The sequence below is a fragment of the Methylobacterium sp. CCH5-D2 genome (assembly GCF_001556475.1).
Taxonomy (GTDB): Bacteria; Pseudomonadota; Alphaproteobacteria; order Rhizobiales; family Beijerinckiaceae; genus Methylobacterium; species Methylobacterium hispanicum.
The window spans coordinates 1-18,934 of sequence record NZ_LSIX01000211.1; the positions used below are offsets into that span (position 1 = coordinate 1).

Genomic DNA, 18,934 nt, shown 5'->3' on the forward strand with positions numbered 1-18,934 from the left:
GCCGACGAGATCGCGATTGCGGAACTGGATCGGCGAGAGGTTCACTGCGATGCGCAACCTACCGGGCCATCCTGCGGCCTCCACGCACGCCTGCCGCAGAACCCAGGCCCCGATCGGATTGATAAGGCCCGTCTCTTCCGCCAGCGGGATGAAATCGGTCGGGGGCACCGGCCCGTCGATAGGGTGGTTCCAGCGCAGCAATGCTTCGAACCCGCAGATCCGGTTCGCTGCCGCGTCGATCTGCGGCTGATAGGCCAGCGTGAACTCGCCCCGCGCGAGAGCTTCACGCAGGTCGTTCTCCCGCTTCCGGCGCGCCTGCACCCAGGCGTCCATCTCCGGCTTGAAGCATGAGAAGGTGTTGCCGCCCATTGACTTGGCTCGGTAGAGGGCGAGATCGGCATTGCGGAGAAGCGTTTCCGGATTCTCGCCGTCCTGGCCCATGCAGGCGATGCCGATGCTCGTTCCGATGTGGCAGTCGTGGCCGCTGATGGAGAAACAGCGCCCGATCTCGCCGATGATCCGGTCGGCCAGGGCGCGGATTAGCTCAGGTCGCGCGGGCCGGGCCACAAGGACCGCGAACTCGTCGCCGCCGAGACGCGCGACGCAATCCTCCTCCCGGAAACAGCCTCCGAGGCGCGTGGCCGCCTCGCAGAGCAGCGCGTCGCCCACCGGATGGCCGAGGGTGTCATTGATGATCTTGAACTTGTCGAGGTCGAGGCACAGGAGGAAGAACGAGCCGTGGCCGCGCCGGTGACGGTCGAAGGCTTCGGTGAGTCGCTCGGAGAAGCGGATGCGATTAGGAAGGCCCGTCAGCGCATCGTGATGGGCCATGTGGGCGATGCGGGCGGCGTTGCGCCGACTCTCGGTGACGTCGACCGCCGCTCCGAGTTGAAGGGCGCGTCCCTCAATGACCATCGGCCGTTCGAATAGGGTGACCTCGATCAGGCTGCCGTCGGCCCGGCGCTGTTGGCGCAGCGTGGCGTCCCCATGGACCGATCCTGCCTCCCCCACGGACACGTCCGCGAGGCAGAGCGAGAGCAGGCTCGGCCGGTCATGACCGAAATGATCCAGCGCGGCCTCGTTGACCGCTGCGAATGTCCCGCTCTCTGGATCGGTGAGCCACATGGGCATCGGGTTGTGATCGAAGAGCAGGCGGAACGAGGCCTCGCGCTGCTTGATGTCGCCGACATCGGTCACCGTCAGAGCGACCAAGTCGCCCATGGACCCGGCCTCGACCTTAAGATGCAGGACCGTGCCGTCTGAGCGCGGATAGCTCATCTCGTAGGTAGCTCGGTCGGAGACCGACATCGCCTCCGCCAGGCGCCGGACCGGATCGAGGCTTGGCCTTTGGGGGATCACCTCCCCGAGCCGCCGCCACTGCAACGCGGCGGCGGGCAGGCCGAACATCCGGGCGGCACCGTCGTTCAGGGCGACGATCTTGAAATCTACCACGGCACCGACGGAATCCCGCAGGTTGGTGAGTGCCAGCATGCCGAGTTCGGTGGCACCGAACAGGGCGCGGGCCAATTCGGTGCGCTGCGCATCGAGATCGAGATGCAGAAGGACGACCCTGTCATCCGTCCGCTCCCGCGCGAGGGGTACGCCCGTTAGGCGGTGGGTCATTACGATGCCATCGGCGATTCGATGGCTCTGCGCGAAGGCCGGCTCCCCTGTCCCGAGCGAGGTTTGAACTAAGTTCTCGATGGGCTCCCGCGTTTCGTCCGAGAGATCGACCAGCTGAAGTTCGGGGCGCTCGTCGTGGAGCCACGCGGCGAAATCGGGGCCCGCCCAGATGACCGACCGAGCCCTGCCCTCGTCTGTCGAGATGAGTGCACAACAATCGGCAAGACGTCCAAGCCGCCCGAGCACCACCCCCTCGTAAGTCGGCAGGTCACCCCCGGGGCGACGACTATCGAACCAGAGCTGGGCAAGCGGGGCGGGCCGCAAGGCGGGTGAAGTGCGAACTAACATCAAAAAGCTGCTCCAGACCGCGCGAACGGAAGCATTCTGAAAGTTTATGGCAAGTTCATACGCCGACTAAATGCCAAAAAGCACTAACCTGGGCGGTGTATCGCCTATGTAATTCAGCACATTAAACTTACTTACAAATCAATATCAAAAAAGGGCGCGCCACATCAGCGGCGCGCCCGAAGTGCGTCCTTGTCTCGGGAAGAACGTGAAAATTTAATACGGCCTCACGTTCGCGTGAACAAGATGTCTCACGGAAGAAGCCGTCGGTGTGGCCGTGTCACGCAAACGTCATCCGTGGTACGCCGTGCCCTCTCCGTAAGAGCTTCGAACCGAAGGGGAAGACATGGCCTCCATTCAGGAAATCGCATCGGCCCTGCGCAGCATCGCGGTGCCGGAGATGAAGCCGAGGGCGCTGCGCTCCGCCATCAAGAAGCGCTACCCCGATGCGACGAAGAAGGAGATAGTCCGCGCCGCCCTCTATGCTGTGACGGAGGCGCCATCGGCGGACGGGAGCGTGACCGCGGATTTGCACAATTTCGCATTGGCCGAGCGCATCTCCGAAGAGAACGCGGACGAGGCATTGAGGGTCAGCAGGGGCAAGAAGAAGAAGCGCTCATCCGGTAGCCGCGTGAGTTCGCCCGTGCATTGAGACCAAGGAAGCAGGCAAAAGGCGCGAGCGCTTCATCCTCCCGCATCTCGGGACAGGGTATCATCGCCCCTTGCCACCCTTCATGTATTCCCATGCTGGCGCGTCGCAGATCGAGCCGGCTTTGTAGGGGGATCCTTGCGCGCTGACGATCCAGGTTGCCGCAATGGTCATCGGCCGGTCGTTGGAGACCATCAGCAAGGCAGAGTATTGGATGCACAGCGCCCCGTGCTCCAGATAAGCCTGCACGACTTCCTGCGCGTCTGCTTCCACGTCAGAATGCGAAAGCGACCACGGCCGTAATTTCTCGATACCTGCCTCAGACGCGAAAGAAATCCTGCAAGCAACGCGATCGGCCTGTTACAGAGCCTGCGTTGCCGCCCCCTTCGCGCGGCCGATGAACAGGATCCGGCCCGTCGGGCGACCGATCGGTGAACCCGCCTCGGGTTCCAGCGTAATCTCGAAGAGCTGCCCGTCCCCGATGGCTTCCAACCGCTCCGGTGGCAGACGGATCGCTCCTCCCGGGGGCAGTACGCCGAGGGAAACGGGGCCGCGCGCCTGATCCCACAGGGTCCAGAGCTGCAACGCGCGTCCGCTTCCTGGCCGCACGTCAGCCAGCGGCAGGGACCGCACGGTGCCGTTCTGGGCAACTTGGATGAGCCATCCCGGCCCGCTCTCTTGCCCGGAGGCGTCGCGGCTCTGCAGGATCGCGTAGTACCGCGTCGGGCTCTCGGCCGGCGCTAACACGCGGCCCGGCAGGATCGCCAGAAGGATCGCGGCGGCCGTAGCGAGCCCCGTGGTGGCCCGCCACAGTGCAGGGCTCCGCCACGCCGCCTTCAACAACCCGTGTCGCGGCCGTGTAACGGCGGGAGCCGTGATCGGGCCGAGCGCTTGCCGGCGTGTCGCGAGGGCCTGCTCGATTCGCGCCCATTGTGCCGGATCGACATCGGCCTTCCCGAGGGCCGCGGAGGCCGGCAGCAGCCGCTCTTCCCAGAAGGCGATGCGGCGGGCCAGGTCTGCATCGGAACCCAGGACCCGCTCGACCTCCGCCGTGGCTGCCGGGTCAAGCAGACCCAGGACGTATTCTCCCGCCAGGACGTCGCGGTCTTCCGGCTGGCTCGGGATCATGACAGGCAATCCTTCAAGGCAATGAGGCCGCGGCGGACCCATGCCTTCACTGTCCCGAGTGGTGTCCCCAGTCGCTCGGCGATTTCGGACTGCGAAAGTCCATCGACATAGGCGAGCAGGATCACCGCCCGCCTTTCTGCGCCAAGCTGCGCAAGGCAACGATGGAGGCGTGTCCCGTCCTGCGATGTCGCCAGGATGGCGAACGGATCGGGCGCATCATCCGCGATCTCTGTCGCCGCGGCCGCGTCGAGATCCGTCTCCCGGCCGACGACCCGGATGTGTTTGAGCGCGCGGTGTCGCACGATGCTGGTGATCCAGGCACGGCCCGCGCCGCGGCTGCGATCGAACGTGCCGGCGCGCTCCCAGATGTCCATGATAGCATCGTGCAAGACGTCGGCCGCAACATCACGCCGCCGCACGATTCTTAGGGCGATGGCGAGCAGGAAGCCTGCCTCCTGATCGTAGAGACGACGCAGCGACGTCGGATCCCCACGGGCGCAGCCTTCCAAAGCGGAGGCGTGATCGAACGGCTCCATGACCCTTCCGGTGATTGGAAGGACCGGCCGCCGGGCCGGTCCTGCAGTGGCGGAGCGATGCTACATCTTGGGGAGAATGGCGATGTCGCGGACCTTGCCGGAGATGCCGGTGATCTTGGCAGCCATCTCGCCCTTCCCGGTCGCGAGATCCACCTTGTAGAGCGTATCGCCGGCCATCGCCCAGGCCTGGTTACCGCCCTGACCATCGGACAGGATGTCGAAGGCCACGGCCTCGCCCGACATGCCGAGCATGCCGACGGTGTTCAGGACGCCGTCATTCGGCGGAGCCTGCTTCAGCAGCGCGCCGGAGGCGTCGATGTCAAACAAGGCCGTGTCCTTCGTGCCCTTGAAGGCATTCGTGTAGGCGCCAGCCGTCACCCTCGGGGTCTTGCCCTTCATGCTGTCGGTCTCGGCGAACTTGAGCTGGCCGTCCTTCGTCACCTTGCCGTCATCGACATTAGCGCGAAGGTTGGTGCCGTCTGAACCGATGATGCGCAGGCGGTCGGCAACGGGATTGAAGTCGATCGTTGCCGCGGTGCCGTCGGCCAGCATCGTGTCGAGCTTCGACTTGGCCGTGGCTTTGCCGGACATCGGATCGATCGTGACAACGCTGCCATCCGAGATCACCGCGTAGAGCATGCCGTCGGCCGGTCGCACGTCGATGCCGAGCACGCTGCCGCCGATCCCGGTGATCGTCACGGTCTTCGTGACCTTCTTCGCGGCCGTGTCGACATGCGCCAGCGTGGCATCGCCGACGAGTGCCGCAACGGTCTCGGCACGCGCGGCGGTTCCAAGGCAGGTGCCAGCCAGCAGGGTAACGGCGATGAGGCTCAGTCGCATGGCGTTCTCCATCTGCCGCGAAGGCGGCATCACGAGCGCTAGCCATGAGCCGGATGATCGGATGCAGCCGAACTCAGGTATTTTCGCCCACCAGCGACCGTTCGCTTTCGAGAGCCACTCAGGCAGTCGGCTACGACGCGGTTGGGTCAGCGGAGGAACGGCCGCTTCAGGGCGAAGGGTCAGGGACTGCTCCCCACCCGTAGAAGCTATTCGATCTGTCAGTTGCGAAGGGGCGCGGATCGAGCTTGAGCGGACGTTCGAGGACTCTGCGAGGGTAACGAACGGGCTTAGGGGCCATACGCGGCGCTCAGCTCCGATCTCCACTCAGAACCCTTCAGCGTTCAGGTGACCCGAGTAAAAAGGGCTCGCTTCCTGGCGAGCCCTTCAGCGTTCTGCCGTTAACCGTGGGCGTCAGGCGAGGTAGCCCGCCCCGTTGCCGAAGGCCGCCGCTGTCACGCCCGCCAGCTCGACCGTGCCGCCGCCCGAGAGGGTGAGCACGGCGTCCCCGTTCCGGGCCGAGCCGAGCGCGAAGGTCTGACCGGCGAGGCCGATCTGGTCGCCCGCGGCGAGGTCGAAGCCGAGGACGAGGTCGCGGCCCGAGCCCGTGTCAAAGACGAAGAGATCGCCCCCGAGACCGCCGACCAGCACGTCGTCGCCGTCATCGCCGATCAGGATGTCGACGTCCCGGCCGCCGTAGAGCGTGTCGGCTCCCGCGCCACCGAACAGGATGTCGAGGCCCGCGTTGCCGTAGACAATGTCGGCGCCCTCGCCGCCCGCGAGCGTGTCCGCGCCGCGGTTGCCGAACAGGCGGTCGTTGCCGAGGTTGCCGTAGAGCCGGTCATCGTCCTGGCCGCCGAAGAGGCTGTCCTCACCCTGGCCGCCGTAGAGCGTGTCGGCGCCCTGGTTTCCGTAGACGAGGTCCGGCCCCTGGTTGCCGTAGACGAGGTCGTTGCCGGCGAGCCCCCGCAGGGCGTCGTCTGAGGCCGTGCCCTGCAGGCGCTCGTCGCCGGCCGTGCCCTGGATCACGTTGCCGCGGGCGAGCACCGCGTCGGCGCGGGCCGCGAGGTTCTGGATCCGGGTGTCGCCGGCCGGCGCGGTGTCGGCCGCGCCGTAGGGCGTGACACCGTAGAAGGCTCGGAGGTACTCGGCGAGCGCGTCCTGCTCGGATCCCTGAGCCGCGAAGGTCGCGGCGTTCGGCAGGCTCGCGGCGGCGGCATCGCGCAGGTTCACCCGGTTCTCGCCGAAGGCCGGGAAGGGATAGCTGTCGCCGCCGAGCGCGGGCGCGGTGGAGGACGGGTTGGCCAGGAAGTCGAGGGTGACCATCCGGATCTGGCGGTTCGGGTCGCCGACCACCTGGCCATCGCGCACCAGCACGTCGAGGATGCGCCCATCGCGGTCGGTGATCGCGGCGGAGCGGATGCGCTGGCCTTCGGTGGCGACCGCGCCGGTGGTGCCATTGAGGACCTGGGCCTGCCGCGTCGCGTCGAAGGCGTAGGCGATCCCCGAGACCTGCGCGAACTGGCCCGGGGTGGCGCCGGGCGCAGTGGCGGCGACGCTGTGCTCCAGGATCCGCTCCAGCTCGCCCGCCGACACGGTGACGAGGGAGAGGTTGTTGTTGAAGCGGAGCGCGTTCTGCACGTCGAGCTGCGAGACGTCGCCAGCCCGCTTGCCGGCCTCCGGGTTGGCGGCCGGCGGCAGCTCGGCGGCCCCGCCACCGGTCGAGGAGAACGAGCCGATCGAGTCGCGGATGCCGCCGCCGTTGCGCAGGGCCACCGCGGTACCGCCGTCGAATTGCTGCGCGTACCAGAGGGCGGCGTCGCTCGAGAGGTCGCCGAGATTGGTCTCCTCGGTGCGCACCTCGCCGCGGCGCCCCTCCAGGTAGACCGAGGAGCGGCCCAGGATGTTGCCGTCCTGCTGGCGGATGATGTCGGCGATGCCAGCCGTCTCCTGCACGCCGTCGTTGTTGGCGTCGAGACCCTCGATCACCTCGCGCACGAGATAGCCCTTGGAGCCCGGCGTGAAGGCCGCCGCGGTCGAGCCGTAGAGCTGCGCCACAGTCGTGTCGTCCACCGCGACCGCGCCGGAGGACGCCGGATCGATCGAGTCGCGGATCAGGTTGCCCTGATCGTCGAAGGTCGCGGTGAGCCGTCCGACATAGGCGTACTCGGAGGCCGTGTTGACGAGCGCGAGGGTCTGCCCGCTCGCGTTGGTGAAGAACTGCGGGTAGGCGCCGCCCGAGACGTCGCCCGGCAGCAGCCGGTCGTTGCCGTCGGAGAGGAGGGTGTGCGAGCCGCCGCCGATCAGGATGTCGACGTTGCGCAGGAGCGGGGCCAGCGCCTGCTCGTTGGCGAGCTGCTGCAGATGGGTGCCGACGATGACCTTGTTGAGCCCGGGATTGGCCGCGAGCTGGCGGTCCACCTCGGCGTTGATCTGATCGGCCAGCGCCCGCATGTCGTCGCGGCCCGAGACGCCGTCGAGGGTGACGTTGCCGAGCGAGGTCAGCTGCGCCTCGAGCTGGGTGGTGGCACCCACGAACAGGATGCGCTCGCCGTTCTCGGTGATGATGGTGGAGCGGGCGAGCTTGTCGGAGCCGGTGCCGGTCTCGGTCGAGGTCGGACCGGTCTGGGCGAAGGTCGCGTTCAGCCCGTCCGGCGCGACGCGGCCGGAGAGGGCCGATTCGCGGGCATAGTTCAGATTGACCGAGAGGTACGGGAACTGCGCGCCGACCCAGGTGTCGTCGGCCGGACCCGCGGCGCTGCCGAGGCTCGACCCGATGATGTTGTTGACCTCCGTCGGGCCGGCATCGAACTCGTGGTTGCCGACGACCGCGGCCTGCACGGCGATGATGTTCTGGATCGTGATGTCGGCCCGGCCCGGCGAGGCGGTGAGCGCCCGGTAACCGGTGGCGGCGTTCAGCCCGTAGAGCTGGTTGTAGACGCCGTTGTAGGTCGCGGCCATCTGCGGATCACCGCCCGCGATGAAGAACGGGCTCGGAATCCAGCCGTCGCCGGTCGAGAGCGTGATCGAGTTCGGCGTGGCATCTTCCAGCTTGTCGACGATCGCCGCGAAGTTCGCGGCGCGGCGCGTCGCGAGCAGCCCGCCCTCCCAGTCGGAGGCGTGCAGGATCTGCAGGGTATAGGCCATAACGCGCGTTCCCGAATGGGCGATAGCCGCGGTCATCTCCACAGCGGCGGAGGCGCAGTGCAGTTCCGGGCCAACCGCGAAGCTTGCTTTTGGTCCTGTACGGCCAGCGTGAGACAGGCTCGTGACAAGCTGAGTCGCGCAGTGCCTGTGCCTCCGCGGGCCGTTGGGATAGTGCGCTCGTCGAGGCGCGCCGCAATTTGCCGGAAGGGTGTGGCTCCTGCTTGCCTGATGTTGGTCAAGATCGGCGCCAAGTCCGCATAGTGCCGAGACAATGTGGTCGTAGGCGAAAAAAAGGCCGCTCACGAAGGAGCGGCTCGAAGTCTAGGGAGGAAACGCCCTAAGAGGGCCAACAAGCTGCGACGCCATCGCAGCTGGTTGGTATTGGCATGCCACGCTGCGCTGCAGCGAGCAAGCACAATAAGCTGATGCGGCGCACAAAAATGGTGCATACACAAGGATCGTGAGACGCATTGCCAGCTAAATGACTATTCGGTGACAGTTGGCTTGACCAATCTGCTGAAATTTTGAATGAGGGCGGTATGAGTGAGCTGCAAGACATCGCCCGCACGGTCAGCACGCTGGCTGTACCGGGTATGAAGCCTAAGGACCTGGTGGATGCCGTGCGCAAGCAGCACCCTGATACCACCAAGAAGCAGATCAGTCGCGCCGCCTTCTTGGCGATGATTTTAGCGGCGGAAGGCGATCCCAGCCGCGCCCAGCACGTGCAGGCGCTGGCACTGGCTGCTCGCAGCAATGATACAGACGAGGGGAGCGCCGAGGCTGCACCGCGACGGAAGAAGAAAAAGAAGGCCCGCCACGCGGCAGCCTAATCGTCCCGGTCCCTCGCACCGCTTTTCATAGAGCGGGCACGGTCACCAAGCTCGGTCGCGGCATCACCGTACAGCTCGAACCGGCGGCGGTGCATCGCTCGCTTGTCCTCGCTCCTGGCGGCCTTCACCCGCTCAGCCGCCCGCTGCGCCTTCTCCTGAAACTTGGCTGCGAGTTTCAGGCAGGCTGCCGCGATTTTGGCCTGCGTTTCCGCGCCGTCCTGTGCCGCCTTGTCGGGTCTGGCTGGTTGGGGCATGGCGATCCTCGATGCGCGGACCGGACAGATCCATTAGGCTTTAGTCCTGCCCGGCCCGCTGTTGCCGTTGCGACTTTGGGAAGGGATACAACGGAAACGGCACGCCTCTAGCACGCCTAGCGCCTGCCGATGTGACACCCAGCCTATCACGGACGCAGAAGGGCCACTGCATGCACTGTGACCTACGGCAAGAACACCCGTCCGACCGCAGCAGGCACCGGGCACTCACGCTTCCGGTAGAGCGTTGCCTGCATGAGCTACGTCACATCTCAACCCTCTCCTGCTCGTCGGTTCCGGAGCGCGTGTCCGAATCTTTGGATGCGCTGGAAAGGTCATGCGGCAACGTTTCATCTCGGACGCGCTCGCTAAGTCAAGTCCGTGAGCGGTTGAGACCTGCTGCCGCACAACAAAACCCTATGCCTTTCTTGCGTTTAGTCGAGCATCTCACCGAGTGCCGGCTAAGGAGGCTCGGTTGCTAGCCATATTAAGTTTTTATGACAGCTGCGAATGCTGGCCGGCGTACGTCAGTTAAGGTACGGCGCAACAGTTCGTTGAAGCGAGACCACGAACCACCTTTGACGGCGTGTCATGCGAGTGGCATGCCATTTTTTAGCTATAGTTCGTCGGATGGCTCGAGCGCCCTCTTCGGTCCGCATAGCGTACGTGCATTTCGGAGTTGGCGAACCATCGCTTCCCAGCCCTTGCAGACTTCTGAAATGTCCGCGAGCAGGCAGTCTGATGAGCGGCACAAGCTACGGATGTTGGCCGATAGCGGTTGCTCTGCTCTCGGGAGCCAAAGCGATGAAGCACACGGCCCGCAACCCGCTCGACGATCCGTCCAAGCGTCAGGCGCGTGCGTGCCGTCGAGAGTATTTGGCAGGCGTCATACCCACCCAGCGCAAGCCTGCGCTCCGAAGCTTGTTGGCTTCGCGGAAGTCGAAAGCACCGGCGAGACCTTTGCTACGTTTCACCTGAGTGTCGCATCCGACGGCTACTGCGTCGTGCCCCGCGAGCCATCACATCGTTTTGAACACCATGTGCTGAGCGCTTCCGGTTCGCGGCCAGACGCCTGTTCCGGAGCTTGCGATGACGACGGTTCCACACAGCCTTGCCGGCGGCGATTTCTCCCAGAGCTGGAGCGATCGAGCGCTCATCAGCGGGGACGATGACTGGAGCGCGGTACCGAGCATCGTCGGTTTTCGCGGGGACGAGATCACCTCGGTCACCGGTGCCGATCCGCAGACGCTGACCGGAGACGGGACCCTCACTGTCGACGTCAATGCCAACCGCTCCGATCCGAACGGCTTCAACTCGGGTGGCGTCGCAGAGTTCGACCAGTCCAACCCCACCGTTGCGCTCGCGGGGTCGGGCACGGCCGACGCTCCGAACCTCGTCGTCCATCTCGACGCGACGGGGCGCCGGAACGTCACCGTGGCCTACACCCTGCGTGACCTCGAGAGCGGGCCGGACAATGCAATCCAGGCCGTGGTGCTGCAGTACCGCATCGGTTCCAGCGGCGCCTGGACCAACGTGCCGGCGGCCTTCGTAGCCGATGCTACGGCAGGACCGAGCCTGACTGCGCCGGACACACGGGTCCAAGCGACGCTGCCGGCCGAGGTGAACGGACAGGCCGGCCTTCAGATCCGGGTGATCACCACCAATGCCGTGGGCAACGACGAATGGGTGGGCGTCGACGACATCGCGGTCACAAGCCAACCGACCGGAGGTGGTCCGGTCACGCCGCGCATCCTCGGGCCTGCGGAGTCCCTGGCCGGCGCGACGACGGCCCCCAACGGGACCGGCACCCTCGCGCTGACGCGCCTTGGCGCGATCTCAGCGTCGGGCACGGGCACGGGGGCGGGCGGCGCCGAGGTGGTGACCTTCGATCCGGCGACCGATCGGCTCTTCACTCTCAACGCCCGCGACGCTGTGATCGACGTCACCGCGATTGGAAGCAACGGCACGCTCACCCGCATCGGATCGGGGATCTCCCTCACCGCGCTGCCCGGCTATGGAGGCGCCAATACCGTCGCGGTTCGCAACGGCGTGCTGGCTGTCGGCTATCAGAACGCGGACTCGAGCCAGAACGGAGCGGTCGCCCTCTTCGATGCCGCGAGCCTCGCTCTGATCGGCACTCCGCTGTCGGTCGGCAACCTGCCCGACCAGCTGAGCTTCAACGCCGTCGGCACCAAGATCCTCGTTGCCAACGAGGGCGAGCGTGCGACGGTCAACGGCTCGCCAGTCAACCCGACAGGATCGGTCTCGCTCATCGATCTCACTGCTGGCGCCGCTGCTGCCACCGTGTCGACCTACGACTTCGGGAGCCTCGCCGGTCAGGAGGATACCCTTCGAGCGGCTGGTGTCCGCCTTCCGTCAGGGCCGAACGCGATTGCCGACATCGAGCCCGAATACACGACGATCGCCGGCTCGACGGCCTACGTGACCTTGCAGGAGGCCAACACCGTCGCGGTCTTCGACATCTCGGGCTCGGCACCGGTCCTCACGGCCCTGAAGCCGCTCGGTACGATCGACCACGCGCTGGCTGGCAATGAACTCGATGCCTCGGATGACGGACCGGCGACCCCGGCCTCGATCCGCCTGCGCAACGAGCCGGTGCTCGGCCTGCCGATGCCGGACGCGATCGCGTCCTTCACCGCGGCCGACGGGCGGGTCTACTTCATCACCGCAAACGAAGGCGATGCCCGCAGCGATGACAGCGATGTCGCGCGTCTGGGCACTCTGCCCCTCGATCCGACCGCCTTCCCGAACGCAGCCGCGCTCAAGGCCAACGCTGAGCTCGGCCGCCTCAACGTCTCGACCATCGACGGCAACCCGGACGGGGACGGCGACTACGACCAGATCTACGCGTTCGGCGGCCGCGGGATCTCGATCTTCCGTCAGGAGACCGACGGCACCATCACCAAGGTGCGCGAGACCGGCGGCGAGTTCGAGAAGATCATCGCTCGGGACGCTGCCGCCATCTTCAACCAGAACCAGGGCGATGGCAGTGTCGACGCTCGGTCCGACGACAAGGGACCGGAGCCGGAGGGGGTCACCGTCGGCAACATCGCCGGCCGCACCTACGCTTTCGTCGGGCTGGAGCGCACCGGCGGCGTCATGGTCTACGACGTCACAGTGCCGGCCGAGGCGCGCTTCGTCACCTTCCAGCCGCCGGCGAGCGGAACGACCGACGCGGGGCCTGAGGTCCTCACCTTCATCTCCGCGGCCGACAGCCCGACCGGCCAAGCACTGGTCGTCTTTGCCAACGAGGTTGGCAATACCACGACCGTCTATCAGGCTGCCCCCGCGCTGACGGCGATCCCGTTGATCCAGGGAACGGGCGCAACGTCGAGCTTCGCCGGGCAGACCGTCACCACCGCGGGCGTCGTCACGGCGGTGGCCAGCAACGGGTTCTACCTTCAGGATCGGATGGGCGACGGCAACGCCGCGACGTCGGACGCGGTCTTCGTCTTCACGAGCAGCAGGCCGAGTGTCGCGGTCGGTGACGGCGCGACGGTAACGGGCCAGGTGCAAGAGTTCCTGCCCTCCGGAGCCGCCCGAGGCTCGTTCACCGTCACGCAGATCGGGGGCAATCCCAGCATCGCCGTCAACACGCGCGACAACGCGCTGCCTGGCGCGGTCAGGATCGGGGGCGCTGACGGTCTCACGCCCCCGGCCGCCGACCTAGTCGCCGGCAGCGCCTTCTGGGAGAGCCTGGAAGGGATGCGGGCCACGGTAACGGCGCCGCTTGTCACGGGTCCCACGAACAGCTTCGGCGAGATCTTCGCTGTCGCGGACGGCGGCGCGGGAGCGACTGGCCTCAACGAGCGCGGGAACCTGCTGATTTCCGGCGGCACGTCCGTGCTCGGCGCCACGAACACGCAAGGAGGCGACCTCAACCCCGAGCGTATCCGCATCGATCCAGGCCTCGGGGTCACCCTGCCGCAGGTCAACACCGGCGCGCGCCTCGCCGATGTCACCGGTGTGGTGAACTACAGCTTCGGCAACTACGAGGTGCTGGCGACCGCACCCGTCACCGTCGCTACATCGAGTCTGCTAACGAAAACGCCCGGCACGTTGACGGGGGGTGCCGAGCACCTGCTCGTCGCGAGCTTCAATGCTGAGAACCTCGATCCGACCGATGGCGCCGCGCGCTTCGCGACCATCGCGGCCGAGGTGCGGACCAAGCTGAACGCGCCGGACGTGATCGCGCTCCAGGAGGTGCAGGACAACGATGGGCCGGGCAACACGGCCTCCACCGTCACGTCAGCGACGGGGACGCTGCAGCAGCTCGTCGACGCGATCGCGGCCGACGGCGGACCGACCTACGCCTTCGTCGACAACACCTTCATCGGCGACGACACGAACGGCGGCGAGCCGGGCGGCAACATCCGCACGTCGTTCCTCTACCGCACGGATAGGGTCGGCTTGGCGGCAGGATCGGTGCGCACCATCGCGGCAGATGGCAGCCCGATTGCGGCGGGTTCCTACACCGACCAGCAGACCAACCCGGACAACCCGTTCTTCGGGTCCCGCCCCCCGCTCGCCGCGGACTTCGTCTTCAACGGGCAGACCGTGACGGTGGTGAGCAACCACTTCACCTCGAAAGGCGGCAGCGCGGCGCTGTTCGGCTCCGAACAGCCGCCTTTCAACGCCGGGGAGGTGGCGCGAGCCGCGCAGGCGCAGGCGGTCAACACTTTCGTCGACGGCCTCCTCGCAGCCGACGCGCAGGCACGGGTCGTCGTCACCGGAGACCTGAACGATTTCGGCTTCGAGGAGCCGCTAACGGTGCTGCGCGGTGCTGCAACCCTGTCCGGGTACGCCGCGGGTGGGGCGAGCGCCGTCCTGACACCCGGCGGCACGCCAGTTCTGACCGATCTTCAGGACCTGCTGCCGGCCGGCCAGCGCTACGACTACGTGTTCGAGGGGAACGCCCAGACCCTCGACCACATGCTGACGACGGCGGCGCTGACCGGAGCCGCGCAATTCGAGGCGGTGCACATCAACGCCGACTTCGTGGATCAGACCAGCGACCACGATCCTCTGCTGGGACGCTTCCGGATCGCCGCAGGCGGCAGCAGCGGTGGCGGAGGAGACGGCACAACGCCTCCGGTCGACAACACCCCCAGCGCCGAGACCGGCGGACAGGTCACGAGCGCGACCACGACCAGCGATCCGGCCGCCGCCGAGGCCGCTGCCGGGCAGGCGCTTCAGACGCTGCCCGAGGGGATCGACCTAGCTGCGGTCGATCGCGCCGTCGAGGTCTTTCTGGCGGGCCTGCAGGGCGGCACATCGGTCAACGTCAGCACCTTCACGCCGACACCGGGCGCCAACGACATCCGCATCGAGGGCCCCACGGACGGGACCCAGACGCTCGTCGTCCTCAACGCCTCCGCCGTGCCACCGGGCACGCCCATCTCCGTCAACAACATCGGCTTCATCGCGCTGTCCGGTCCCGCCTCGCTCGTCGGTGGGGAAGGATCGCAGGTCGTCTTCGGCGACAACGCCGACCAGTCCATGGTGCTGGGGCCCGACGACGACACGCTGCGAGGCGGCGGCGGCAACGACCTCGTCGGATCGAAGGCCGGCAACGATCTTCTCTACGGCGATGCCGGCGTCGACACGGTCTCAGGCGGCATCGGGCTCGACACCCTGTTCGGCGGCACGGAGCAGGATCTGATCTACGGCAATCAGGATGCCGACCTGATCTACGGCAACCAGGGCGCGGACAGCTTGTACGGTGGACAAGGGGATGACCGGGCCTTCGGCGGCCAGGGCGATGACCGCCTGTTCGGCAATCTCGGAAACGACGTGCTGTACGGAAACCAGGGCGCGGACATGGTGTACGGCAACCAGGGCAGTGACCTCGTCTACGGCAACCAGGGAGCGGACATTCTCTTCGGCGGCCAGGGCGACGACGTGCTCTACGGCGGGCAGGACAACGACACGCTGGTTGGCGGGATCGGAAACGACATCCTCGTCGGCGGGCTTGGTGCCGACCTCTACCGCTTCGACCCGGGCTCGGGCCGCGACCTGATCCTAGGATTCGACCAAGCCGGGGGCGACCGGATCGCCCTGGGCGGGCAGACCTACACTGTCGGTTCGGCACAGAACGGCGACGCGCTGCTGACCCTCTCGGGCGGCGGTGTTGTCGACCTGGCCGGCATCCGGGCGAGTCAGATCAACGCTAGCTACTTCGCGGCCTAACTGACCATATTCCGAAATACTATGGCCCCGCCAGGAGGCTATGAATGGTACTTGGCTTGGCGGTTCGGGGCGCCAAGCCGGCTTGTGAACAACGACTAATTTCCACCGAGGCTGTGAATGTGCGATTCAGACCATCTGCAAGATGGAGGATTGTCCTACAGGCCGGCAGCGTACCTTCATTTCCACCCAGCCTCCTTGGCGGGCTGGGCGGCTCGTGCGTCGTATCTTCGAAAGCCCGGGAGAGAGCGTTGGCGGCATGGACCACTTTCGGTCTTGAACCGAATAAATGAAAGTCCCACAGCGGCGGGACCGCTTCTACTGACCTGCCTCGGCTAGACTCAGGCTTTCCGCTCCCCCTGCCACTGAGACCGGAGCGGAGCGGCGGCGCGAGAACGCAAGGATAAGGGTCGGGAGGATGAGCAGGATCAGCACGGGCGCGAGGCTCATGCCGCCGACGACCACGAGGGCGAGCGGCTTCTGAACCTGCGAGCCGACGCCCGAGGAGAAGGCGGCCGGCAGGAGCCCGACGCCGGCCACCACGCAGGTCATCACCACCGGGCGCATCTGGGTCGCGCAGGTCTCCAGCATCGCGCGCACCCGCTCCTCGTCGCGCGCAATCAGGTCGTTGAAATGGGCGATCACGATGATCCCGTCCATCACCGCGATGCCGAGCAGCGCGATGAAGCCGATCGCCGCCGAGACGCTGAAGGGCGTGCCCGTGAGGACGAGGGCCAGCACACCGCCGGCCGCGGCCATCGGAATGACGCTCAGCGCCAGCAGGGTGTCGGTGAGCGAGCCGAAGTTCATGAAGAGCAGGATGGCGATGAGCCCGATCGCGAGCGGCACTGTCACCGAGAGCCGCTCCAGCGCCCCCTGCATGTTGTTGAACTCGCCCACCAACTCCAGCCGGTAGCCCGGCGGCAATTGCACCTCGGCTGCCACGCGCTGGCGCGCCTCCAGGATGGTGCTGCCGAGGTCGCGATCGCGCACGCTGAACTTCACCGGCAGGTAGCGCTCCTGGCCCTCGCGGTAGATGTAGGCCGGTCCTGAGACCAGCTCGACGCTCGCCACTTCGTTGAGCGGGACCTGCAGCACCGCACCGTTCGGGCCCTGGCCGGCGATGCGCAGGTTGCGGATGGCCTGCACGCTCTGCCGGAACTGCTGGGCGAGGCGAACGACGATCGGGTAGTGCCGGTCGCTGCCCGAATCGTAGAGATCGCCCGCGCTGTCGCCGCCGATCGCCGTGCGGACCGTGGCGTTGATGTCGCCCGGCGTCAGTCCGTAGCGGGCGGCGCGGATCCGGTCGACGTTAATCTGCACGGTGGGCTGCCCGAGCGAGGTGAACACGCCGAGATCGGTCACGCCCGCCACGGTCCTGAGCACGGCCTCGACCCGGCGCGCCACGTCGGTCAGGGTCTGGAGGTCGGGGCCGAACACCTTGAACGAGTTCTCGCCCTTGATCCCCGAGACCGCCTCGGCGACGTTGTCCTGCAGGTACTGCGAGACGTTGAACTCGATGCCCGGGAACTCCCGGCGCAGCCGCTCCAGAAGGTCGGCGAGCATGGCCTCCTTGTTCACCCCCTCCCACCACTGCTCGGCCGGCTTGAGCGGCGCGAAGAACTCCCCGTTGAAGAAGCCGGCAGCGTCCGTTCCGTCGTCGGGCCGGCCGTGCTGCGAGACCACGCGCTCAACCTCGGGCACCGCCGCGATGATCCGGCGGATGCGGTTGACGTAGCGGTTGCCCTCGGTGAGCGAGATCGTGGCCGGCATGGTGGCGCGCAGCCAGAGATTGCCCTCCTCCAGCTTCGGCAGGAACTCAAGGCCGAGGCCGCGCCCGGCGACGCCCACCCCGCCCGCCAGGATCGCGGCGAGCCCAAGGGTCAGGATGCGGTTGGCGAGCGCCACGCGGATCGCCGGGCGGTAAAGCCGATCTAGCGCGCGCACCAGCACGGTCTCGACCTCGCGCACGTGCTCGGGCAGCAGGTAGGCGGAGAGCACGGGCGTCACCGTGAAGGTCGCGATCAGGCCGCCGAGCAGGGCGTAGGCGTAGGTCTGCGCCATCGGCCCGAAGATGTGGCCCTCGACGCCTGTCAGGGTGAAGAGCGGCAGGAAGCCGGTGACGATGATCACGGCCGCGAACACGATCGAGCGGCTGACGTCGCCGGAGGCCCAGAGGATGTTGGTGAGCTTGCCCGAGAACCCGGTCGGTGGTCCCGCCGTCTGGGGCGGCCCGTGGCCCGAGAGGCGCCGGAAAATCGCCTCGACCATGATCACCGTGCCGTCGACGATAAGCCCGAAATCGAGGGCGCCGACCGAGAGCAGGTTGGCTGATTCCCCGCGCGCCACCAGGATGATGACCGCGAAGAACAGCGCGAAGGGAATCGTCGCCACCACGATCAGCGCGCTGCGCAGGTTGCCCAGGAACAGCCACTGCACGACGAGGATCAGTGCGATGCCGAACACCATGTTGTGCAGCACCGTGTGGGTTGTGACCGCGATCAGGTCGGCTCGGTCGTAGATCCGCTCGATCTTCACGCCCGGCGGCAGGATGCCGGCTGCCTCGATCCGGGCGACCTCCGCCCTCACCGCCTCGATCGCCGGCGTGCTCTCCTCACCCCGGCGCATCAGCACGATGCCCTGGACGATGTCGTCGTCCTCGTTCATGCCGGCGATGCCGAGCCGCGGCTGGTGGCCGATCGTGACGCTGGCCACGTCGCGCACCAGCACCGGCGCGCCGCCCGACTGGCTCAGCACCGTCTCCTCGATGTCGTCGGTGGACCGGATCAAGCCGACGCCGCGCACCACCGCCGACTGGCTGCCCAGGCTAATCCGGTTGCCGCCGACATTGAGGTTGCTGTCGTTGAGCGTCTTCACCACGCCGGCGAGCGTCAGCCCGTGGGCGGTCAGCCGGTCGAGATCGACCGCGATCTCGAAGGTCTTGGTCTTACCGCCCCAGCCGATCACGTCGATCACACCCGGCACGGCGCGGAAGCGGCGGCGCAGCACCCAGTCCTGCAGGGACTTGAGATCGAGGGTGCTGTAGCCGTCGGGCGCGGTGAGCTTGTAGCGGAAGATCTCGCCGATCGGGCTCACCGGCGAGATGGTGGGCTTGGCCCCGTTCGGCAGCGGGTCGAGCTGGGCGAGGCGGTTCAGCACCTGCTGCTCGGCCTCGCGATAGTTGAACTCGAAGCCGAACTGCAGCTTCACGTCGGAGAGACCGTAGAGCGAGACGGTGCGTACCTGCTTGAGGTTCGGCAGGCCCGCGGTGATCACCTCGATCGGCACCGTGACGTAGCGCTCGATCTCCTCGCCTGAGAGACCCGGAGCCTGGGTGATCACGTTCACCATCGGCGGGGTCGGGTCCGGGTAGGCCTCGAT

11 protein-coding genes are annotated in these 18,934 nt (G+C 66.8%); 3 read left to right on the top strand and 8 right to left on the bottom strand.

Going from position 1 to position 18,934, the window contains the following annotated elements; all coding sequences use genetic code 11:
- A partial coding sequence (locus AX737_RS05475; protein ID WP_197430470.1) for a diguanylate cyclase occupies positions 1-1,869 on the bottom strand: 1,869 nt, incomplete at its 3' end.
- 445 nt (positions 1,870-2,314) lie between these two features.
- Here AX737_RS05475 and AX737_RS05480 point away from each other — a divergent pair.
- Positions 2,315-2,620: a hypothetical protein gene (locus AX737_RS05480; RefSeq protein WP_066919645.1), complete on the top strand. Its 306-nt coding sequence runs from the start codon at positions 2,315-2,317 to the stop codon at positions 2,618-2,620.
- Positions 2,621-2,680: 60 nt separating this feature from the next.
- On the opposite strand, the gene AX737_RS05485 is transcribed toward AX737_RS05480, so the two are convergent.
- The 5 genes from AX737_RS05485 to AX737_RS05505 form a co-directional block, all read right to left on the bottom strand.
- Positions 2,681-2,890, bottom strand: coding sequence for a hypothetical protein (locus tag AX737_RS05485; protein ID WP_066919646.1), 210 nt, complete (start codon positions 2,888-2,890; stop codon positions 2,681-2,683).
- A gap of 87 nt (positions 2,891-2,977) precedes the next feature.
- Positions 2,978-3,745, bottom strand: coding sequence for an anti-sigma factor (locus tag AX737_RS05490; RefSeq protein ID WP_066919648.1), 768 nt, complete (start codon positions 3,743-3,745; stop codon positions 2,978-2,980).
- Positions 3,742-4,281, bottom strand: a complete 540-nt coding sequence (locus AX737_RS05495) for a sigma-70 family RNA polymerase sigma factor (protein ID WP_066919650.1) — start codon at positions 4,279-4,281, stop codon at positions 3,742-3,744. Before AX737_RS05495 ends, AX737_RS05490 begins: the two co-directional genes overlap by 4 nt.
- 60 nt (positions 4,282-4,341) lie before the next feature.
- Complete coding sequence (locus tag AX737_RS05500) at positions 4,342-5,121, bottom strand: DUF4394 domain-containing protein (protein ID WP_066919660.1); 780 nt, start codon at positions 5,119-5,121, stop codon at positions 4,342-4,344.
- A 411-nt stretch (positions 5,122-5,532) separates the two neighbouring features.
- Positions 5,533-8,265: a 5'-nucleotidase C-terminal domain-containing protein gene (locus tag AX737_RS05505; RefSeq protein ID WP_238229365.1), complete on the bottom strand. Its 2,733-nt coding sequence runs from the start codon at positions 8,263-8,265 to the stop codon at positions 5,533-5,535.
- A 539-nt stretch (positions 8,266-8,804) separates the two neighbouring features.
- Here AX737_RS05505 and AX737_RS05510 point away from each other — a divergent pair.
- On the top strand, positions 8,805-9,095 hold the full coding sequence (locus AX737_RS05510) for a hypothetical protein (RefSeq protein ID WP_066919652.1): 291 nt from the start codon (positions 8,805-8,807) through the stop codon (positions 9,093-9,095).
- Here the strand turns inward: AX737_RS05510 and AX737_RS05515 are convergent.
- Positions 9,092-9,349, bottom strand: coding sequence for a hypothetical protein (locus tag AX737_RS05515; RefSeq protein WP_066919654.1), 258 nt, complete (start codon positions 9,347-9,349; stop codon positions 9,092-9,094). The genes AX737_RS05510 and AX737_RS05515 overlap by 4 nt on opposite strands.
- Before the next feature lie 1,086 nt (positions 9,350-10,435).
- Between AX737_RS05515 and AX737_RS05520 the strand changes: the two genes are divergently transcribed.
- Positions 10,436-15,556 (top strand): choice-of-anchor I family protein, encoded by a 5,121-nt coding sequence (locus tag AX737_RS05520; RefSeq protein WP_066919656.1) that lies wholly within the window; start codon positions 10,436-10,438, stop codon positions 15,554-15,556.
- 315 nt (positions 15,557-15,871) lie between these two features.
- Here AX737_RS05520 and AX737_RS05525 read toward each other — a convergent pair.
- Positions 15,872-18,934 (bottom strand): CusA/CzcA family heavy metal efflux RND transporter (locus AX737_RS05525; protein WP_066919658.1); only part of this gene is annotated, 3,063 nt, incomplete at its 5' end.